We start from the raw sequence: 8,120 nt of genomic DNA, 5'->3' as shown, positions 1-8,120 counted from the left end.
GTCGGGGTGCTGGACGCGGTGAACAGGCTCACCGTCGTGGACGTCGTGGTCACGGCGATATTGAAGGTCTCACTGGCAGAGAGGCCGGCCGGATCGGTGGCCGAAACCTGGACGCCAAGGGTGCCGACATTGGCCGATGCCGGCGTGCCGCTGAACGTCTGCGTCGCCGCGTTGAACGTCAGCCATGAGGGGAGCGCCGCGCCGTTCAGGCCGGTTGCCGAATAGGTGAGGGCACCGCCATCGGGATCGTTGAAGGTGCCAGCCAGCGTCAGCGAGAAGGCCGAGCCGACGACCGCATTCTGGTTGGCGGTCTGGGTCACCAGCACCGGCGGCGTCTCGGTCGTCGAGCCGGTATCGTTAAGGACGACATCGACCCAGTAGTTGTCGCCAGAGGCAGGGATATTAGTGGGGAAGATACTCCCTGAGGAATAGGCGAAAACGCCATTCAGACCGTTAGCCGTTGCGGACAGAGATCCGTTTGTCGGATTTTGGAGCGTGTCGAAATAGTAAGGCGTATCTGAGTATTGGCCATTGGTCATGTGGTACGAGGCGACATAGGTCGTGCCTGCAACAATGTTCACAGGACTGGAGAAGCTGACCTGTTGCCAGCCACTGGCGGTCTCGTTGGTGGATGTGGCGGTCGCCAGCAGTGTGCCGCTGGCGCTCCAAAGATCAACCACATGGGCGCCGGTGTTCAGGGACCCCTTATAGAAGCGGATCCCGGTGATTTGGCCGTTGGTACTTGACGTGAACTTGAGACCGACTTCCACGCCGTGTGGATCACTTACATCAGCCGTAGCAGGCGTGGCGCTCGAGCCGAACAGGTTGAGGGACGTGGACGGTGAAACCGTGTACGACACGCCGGAACCCGGTGTCTCGAGATTTAGGCTGTCATCGACCGCTCGGGTTTCGATACCGTACGACCCCTTGGCCGGCGCATTGAAAGTGTAGGTCCAATTGACTGTTTGCGTGCCAACTTGACCGCTCGTCACGTGCCACGTCTTTCCACCGTCGGTCGAAATCTGAACGCCGCCAATCACGCCGCCGACGTCAGTCGCGGTACCGCTTACGGTCACGGTTTGGCCTTCGATCACGGACGAGGATGACACGCTGGTGATCTTGGACGTTGGCGCGGTGTGATCGGTCGACTGGCTCGCGATCACCAGACTTGCCTGCAGCGTCTGCGGCTGGACGCCCATGTCCGCAAACAGATTCACCATTGCCTGTTGGACATTCGGGTCGGCGTTTGTCTGATTGCCGTCCGGCGAAGAATCGTGCTGGTTTGACAAGCCCCATGACCAAAACACGCTGCCCGCCCCAAACACCAGCGCGCCACTGGTGGGATTACGGTACTCGACCAGATTGTGGGTTGCGGTACCGCTTGTGTCGACGTTCCCGAACTCCGTATTGAACGCCGTAGATTCCTGGACTGTCGTCGAAGAGAGGTCGATCAGGCCGGCAGGCATGAAGCCGTTATCGGGCGAGGAGTCCCATTCATATCCTAACAGGCCGCTTTCCAGCGAAGCTGTCTGGCCGGGTGTCGTGGCCGCGACGCTTGTGTTGCGCCAGAAACGCAACTGGGTCATGCTGTAGGGAATCTTGATGGTCCCAAGACTCCCGCTCTCGTCAACCGAGAACACCGTTCCCGTCAGCGCATTGGACGGCATGGCGGCACCGCCCCAATTGGTGGGGGCCTCAAAGGTGCCCGTCCCCTGCCCGCTAGGGTTGATCAATTGCTCAAAGTGGCTGTCCTTGTAGGTGACCAGTGTGCGATTGGCTGTCTTGCTACTGTCTATGCTCGGTGTGAACTGGGTTTGCCAGAAGATCTCGTTGCCGCTGAGGAACGTGAGGTTGACGCCCGCGTTTGCCGCGGCCTGAACATTCGCGACCTGGCTGTCGGTCCAATATTCGTCGTGTCCGGCATCCATGAACACCTTGTGGTTGAGCAGCAACGCGCCATTGGTCGCTGTATCCATGCCGGAAATGTAGCTTACGTTGTAGCCGTTTTCTTCCAGCCAGTAGATTGCGGGGTATTCGCCTGTAAACACACTATCATCTGAATTTGCGTACAGACCTACTCCATCCCGGGTCATGATCGGGCGGTTGTAACTGACCGCGTAGGCCGCGCCGCCCTGGGAAGGACCGTTGCCTCCATATAGGCTGGCGCCGCCCCAACCGTTGTAAGCCTGCCAGGTCTCATCAGACGTCTGAAAGACGATGTCGCTTGTGGAGTTGGGATCCTTGACGACGAACGGAATCTGGAAAACTTGAGTGCCTTGGACGACGTTGGCGACATAAACGCCTGATACGGCCGTGGTCGGAATGGACCATGAATCAGTGACGCTCCAATTGCCGGCGTCGACCTCTCCGGTCGCCGGGTTCGTGGTCGGGGCCGGCTGGACCGGGGCCGTGCCCTGATGTTGCAGCGTGGTCACCAGACGGGCGCCGTTTCCTCCGTAGTACCCAAGTCGATAGATCTGGATTTGATAGTTCGAGCTGCCCGTCAGATCATCGATCTTGAACTGCACCGTGTCGCCTATATTGGTGCTGATCGCGGTCGTGAATCCCTCGAGGTTAGTCGAATCGGCACCTGGATTGACCCACCAGGTGCTCCTCGGCGTGCCCGGCAACTGGTTTTCCTGCACGATCGGATTCGTGCCAGAGGGATCGGCGACAACGGTGCCGCCATGCCCGTCGGTATTCAGAGTCCAGGTCGAATCCTTTCCAGAAAACAACAAGGAGACGGTGCTAGAACCGTTGCTGAAGTTCACTTTGCTGGTGTTTGAGGTCACGTCGTACTGAACAGACGTCGACATCGACGAGGTGAACGCAAGGTCCTTCAGATCGATGAGCTGACCCGCCGCAAGCGCCGCCCCCGGCGACGAGCTTGCGATCAGGCCCTGGAACTGCGCCGAATGATCGAGGACGAGCTCACCATTTGCCGCGTCGAAAGATACGGTTATCCCCGAAAATGACCGCTTTGTCAGTCGTCCGGAAACAGCACCTCCGATCTCGAGAACCGCCTGGTCTGAGATGTGCAGCGATCCGGTGCCGTTGACGTTGCCCTTGATATCTACGGTGGAAATTTGGTTTCCATCGGACGGGCCGGCTCGGATGATTCCGGCATCGACGACGCTGCCTTCGACGGTGAAGAGCGTGCCGGGATTGCTCGACAGAGTCACGCCTGCATGGACGACCAGGTTATTTATGTCGACGCTGCTCGTGCTCGTGACGGTATAAGCTCGAGTCGCATCCATCACCACGTTATTGGCAACTCCAGGGACACCGGTAGTCCAGTTCGTCGCGACATTCCAGGATCCGCCGCCCGGATTGCTCCAGTGGGCGATCGTGCTCGGAGCGAAGTTCGCCAAGTTGTCCGGCAACATTCGACTCATCATCAGGTCTTGCTTCGGCTCGCTCGCCGTTTCGGACGCCGGCGGGTTGAACTCCGCCTCTGAGTTGGCCGTTGTCGTCGCCGCCTCGGGCAACGTCGTCGCGAGCAGATCGCTCGGCGGCGGGTCCGCTGTAAGGCTGCCGGTATTCGCAGGAGTGCTCGAACCGAGAGGGTCGGATGGGGACGCATTCGTTCCCGGTGAACCGGTCGGGTCTGTTGTGGCCGACTGCGCCAGGGTTGCGGACGACGCGCCGACCATGTTGCTCGGCGCAAGAGCCGCCTCCAACGGATGCGTGCCAGAGGGATCGGCGACAACGGTGCCGCCATGCCCGTCGCTATTCAGAGTCCAGGTCGAATGCTGTCCGGAAAATAGCAAGGAGATGGCGGTAGAACCGTTGCTGAAGTTTACTTTGCTGGTGTTTAAGGTGACGTCGTACTGAACAGACGTCGACATCGAGGAGGTGAACGCAAGGTCTTTCAGATCGATGAGCTGACCCGCCGCAAGCGCCGCCCCCGGCGACGAGCTTGTGATCAGGCCCTGGAACTGCGCCGAATCATCGAGGACGAGTTCACCATTTGCCGCGTCGAAAGATACGATGATCCCGGAAAACGACCCCTTTGTCAGTTGTCCGGAAACAGCACCTCCGATCTCGAGGACTGCCTGGTCTGAAATGTGCAACGATCCGGTGCCGTGGACGTTGCCTTTGATATCTACGGTGGAAATTTGGTTTCCATCGGACGGGCCGGCTCGGATGATTCCGTTATCGGCTACGCTGCCTTCGACGGTGAAGAGCGTGCCCGGATTGCTCGACAAATTCACGCCTGAATGGACGACCAGGTTGTTTATGTCGACGCTGCTCGCGCTCGTGACGGTATAAGCTCGAGCCGCATCCATCACCACGTTATTGGCACGCCCAGGGACACCGGTAGTCCAGTTCGTCGCGGCGTTCCAGGACCCGCCGCCCGGATTGCTCCAGTGGGCGATCGTGCTCGGAGGGAGGTTGGCCAAGTTGTCGGGCACCGTTCGAGCCATCATCAGGTCTTGCTTCGGCTCGCTCGCCGTTTCGGACGCCGGCGGATTGAACTCCGCCTCTGAGTTGGCCGTCGTCGCCGCCTCGGGCAACGTCGTCGCGAGCAGATCACTCGGCGGCGGGTCCGCTGTAAGGCTGCCGGTATCCGCAGGAGTGCTCGAACCGACAGGAGGGCCGGATGGGGTCGCATTCGAAGTCTGCGTCGAGTTCACGGAAGAAAGCCCGGCCTCTGGCGGCAGAGGAACAGGGAGTGGCTCCCCAGACAAAAGGCTCGGCGTCTGTGTCAGCATGGCAATCACCCTCGAACAATCGATTTAGTATTCGGAGTGACACAGTTTTAAATGTTTAATTCGTTTAATTTAGACGTCAATTAAATATTTAAAATTTATTAATCACAAAAATGGGACGACGTTAGAGACAGGTAAGGCCTGGATCAGGGATGAATTTTCGCGCGATGGAGTTGTCGGACTGTCGCTAACGCTCCTGGTGTTTGCAGCAAAAGCCCGTCGCGGCCGCATCGAGCCTCCTGTCTCGCCATTGTTTCGTTATCATTTGAATATCACACCAACCTGCAACCAGACCGTGTCGAGCACGCGGACACCCGCGAATTCGTTGATTTTGCTGGTTCGTTTGGTCTTTGTCGCATTTGTTACGTTTTCATGAGGTCGCTTGTTCTGCGAAACTGGCGCGGCGGTGGTCCAGCTTTCGGTCGCCAGTCAACGGCAGTACCTGTCAAAACGTCTCGGTGATCTTGCTCAGGCGAGGGGGACGATCCGGGTCAAATCCGCAGGTGCGCGCCGTCTGCTCGATCATCCGATAGGCTGGAACGAGCATGGTGATCGGATCCGTGGCGGGGTCATCCTCCGCCAACCACGGCAGCGAGCCATGCGGACCGCCGCATAGGTGCAGCGCGATCTTCTGCTCGCGCAATTCTTCTGCCAGCGCGTCCACCGAGGCCGCCGTTTCATCCATGAGGCGCATCATCACAACCGGCGTGCGCGATGATAGCGCGGCCCGCGGCCCATGCTGCAGCTCGGCGGCGCTCAGACCAATGGAAGGCAGGCGCAGGATTTCCGAAAGTTTGAGCGCGATCTCCCGCGCCGAGCCCAGGCCCAGGCCCCGCGCCGCCACAAACACGGCTGACGCCTTGGCGAGATCATCGGCAATCCCGGACCAGTCGAGCGCCAGCGCGCGGTGCAGGCGCTCGGGCAGCCTGTCGAGGGCTGCCCGCAGCGCGTGATCTTCCGCCAGCTCGGCAACAAGTCCGGCGCTCGCGGCCATCGAGCCGATCACGGTCTTGGTCGCAGCTATGGAGTGTTCTTTGCCGGCTTCGATCGGAATGACGAACTCCGCTTCGTCAGCCACCGGCGACGACGTCGCATTGACGATGGCGACGGTGCGGGCGCCCGCTGATCGCGCCGACCTGGTCGCCGCGACAAGATCCGGGCTGCGCCCGGATTGCGAGATTACGACGAACAGCGCATCGCGCAGCATCAAGGGCGTACGAAATGCCGTGATCACCGAAGGGGCGCTGGCGGAAACGGGAAGGCGAAGCCGCGTCTCGACAAGGTATCTTAGGAAAACCCCCGCATGCCCGGAGCTTCCCCGGCCGCACACAACGCATAGGGGCGCGGAGCCAATCCCAATTCGCTGCGCGATGTCGCGCGTGGCGGGGCGGTTACGAACAATCTTGGCGACGACATCCGCGCTTTCCCCGATTTCGCTCGCCATCGCGGATGTTGTCACGGGTCAATCTCTCCGCCTTGCTTGCGCGCCGCTGCTCCCTTGGGATGCCGGTCACCATCCTTGTCACTATCCTTGGCGAGCTCGGCAAACACGTGCCGAAGGTTGCCGTCACAGTTTTTCAGGATGGTCTCGGCATCAACCCTGTCGACACCCAACGCCAGAAGGCTAGCCGTCTTGATGTCTCCCTCGGCCTGCTCAAGCGAGCGTGCCGCGTGGGACGGATCACAGTGCGCGATTTGCGCCACCATGGCCTCGGCGCGCCGCTTCAGCTTGGCATTGGTCGGCTGCATGTTCACCATCATGCCGCGATACACCCGGCCAAGGCGCAGCATGATCCCTGAAGAGATCAGGTTCAGCACAACCTTCTGCGCGGTGCCCGCCTTCATCCGCGTCGAGCCGGCGATCAGCTCGCAGCCGGTCTCGACCAAGATCGGAAACTTTGCCGATGCCAGCAGTGCGGTGCCGGGATTGTTGGCGACGCCGATCGTCACGGCACCGAAAGAGCCTGCCTGCTGCAGCGCCGCGACCGTGAATGGTGTTGTCCCGCTGGCGGCAACGGCGATCACCACGTCGTGCGGTGTGAGCCGCGCGGCATTGATTTGCGTGACCGCATCATCGACATCATCCTCCGCGCCCTCGACGCTGGTGACGAACGCGCTGTCTCCGCCGGCGACGATGAAGCGGACGCGCTCGTTGGGCCAGGCGAAGGTCGGCAGCAACTCGGCGCCGTCCTGGACCGCCACGCGGCCCGAGGTGCCGGCGCCGACATATACAATGCGTCCGCGATCGCCCAGCGCCGCCTTGGCCACTTCGGTCGCCGCAGTGATCGCGGGGAGGGCATGGCCGATCGCCGCGACTGCCGCAAGCTGGCCCTCCCACATCGCTTCCATCGCTGACGTCAGCGACCATGCATCAAGATCGGCAAAGCGGGGATCGACTTCTTCGGTGGCCATATAGTTGATCCGTGCGCCATCAAACGCGGAACTTTGAATCCTGTTCATGGTCGGTTTCTCTTTTGGGCAGGTCAAGCCGCCCTCGCGCCACCAGCAACGCGCCGGCCGCCGCGTCGGCGTCGGGACGCCTCAGGCGAGCGCGCAGGTCAGGCGTCAGCCAGGGGGTAATGGCATCCGCGAGTCCGCCCACCAGCGAGAGCCGGTCAACTCCTCTCGCCAGGAACAGATCGAGCAGATCGCCAATGGCATCGGCCGCGCGTTCGACAATGCGACGGCCGACCGGATCGCCCTGGTTGGCGTGGCGCATCACGATCGGCGCGAACGCAGCGTAGTCCGTGGCTCTGGCTTCTTCAGACCAAGCCACCGCCTGATAGGGATCATGATCGAATGCGCCCAGCACCTCTGAAAGCAATGGGGTCAGCTCGCCGCGGCGATCCGCGGCCCGCAGCGCCAATCGAACAACCTGCAGGCCGATGTCAGCGCCGCTGCCTTCGTCCGACACGGGAAAACCGTAACCGCCGAGACGGATTTCGCGGCCGTCGATCAGGCCGACACCCACCGAGCCTGTACCGGCTACCACAATAGCCCCGTCTGCGCCGCTATGGGCGCCGAGACAGGCCGCGAGGCCGTCGCTGATGAAGATGACAGACGCAAAGGGATGCGCGATCTTGTTGAGCGCCGCTTCCGCGCCCCGGCGACCAATTCCGGCAAGGCCAAATCCGGCGTGCATCCGCGCGAAATCCTCGTGCGTCAGTCCGGCCTGTGCGGCTGCCGCTTCGGTGGCCTCCATGATGGACCGCCAGGCCTTCTCGAAGCCGATCCGCGTCGTAGCAGGTCCGGAGCTCGCTTCACCGACCGCCCTGCCGCTTTCGTCCTCGATCCGGGCGCGGCAGCGGGTTCCGCCGCCATCGATGCCGAGATACGTGGTACCTTTTGTTCCCATGGAAAGTTAACGCCAGGGTTTCGCTCCGGGTCCCTCCCGAAGCCGCTTGGTGT

Annotated in this window: 4 protein-coding genes; all 4 read right to left on the bottom strand. The window is 61.3% G+C overall.

Translation table 11 applies throughout. From position 1 onward, the window contains the following. Positions 1–4,715, bottom strand: a 4,715-nt coding sequence (locus AC5ZG1_RS08010) for a N,N-dimethylformamidase beta subunit family domain-containing protein (protein ID WP_496132506.1), incomplete at its 3' end; no start/stop codon positions are given. 442 nt (positions 4,716–5,157) lie between these two features. Beyond that, positions 5,158–6,156, bottom strand: coding sequence for an SIS domain-containing protein (locus tag AC5ZG1_RS08005; RefSeq protein WP_496132516.1), 999 nt, complete (start codon positions 6,154–6,156; stop codon positions 5,158–5,160). An 11-nt stretch (positions 6,157–6,167) separates the two neighbouring features. Continuing rightward, on the bottom strand, positions 6,168–7,124 hold the full coding sequence (locus tag AC5ZG1_RS08000) for an N-acetylmuramic acid 6-phosphate etherase (protein WP_496132505.1): 957 nt from the start codon (positions 7,122–7,124) through the stop codon (positions 6,168–6,170). Between the two features lie 19 nt (positions 7,125–7,143). Continuing rightward, positions 7,144–8,067 (bottom strand): glucosamine kinase nucleotide-binding domain-containing protein, encoded by a 924-nt coding sequence (locus AC5ZG1_RS07995; protein WP_496132504.1) that lies wholly within the window; start codon positions 8,065–8,067, stop codon positions 7,144–7,146. Positions 8,068–8,120 lie beyond the last annotated feature (53 nt).

The organism is Bradyrhizobium sp. Leo78, assembly GCF_059512425.1.
The sequence above is the reverse complement of the archived record's forward strand: the minus strand, read 5'-3'. Positions and strand labels throughout refer to the sequence as shown.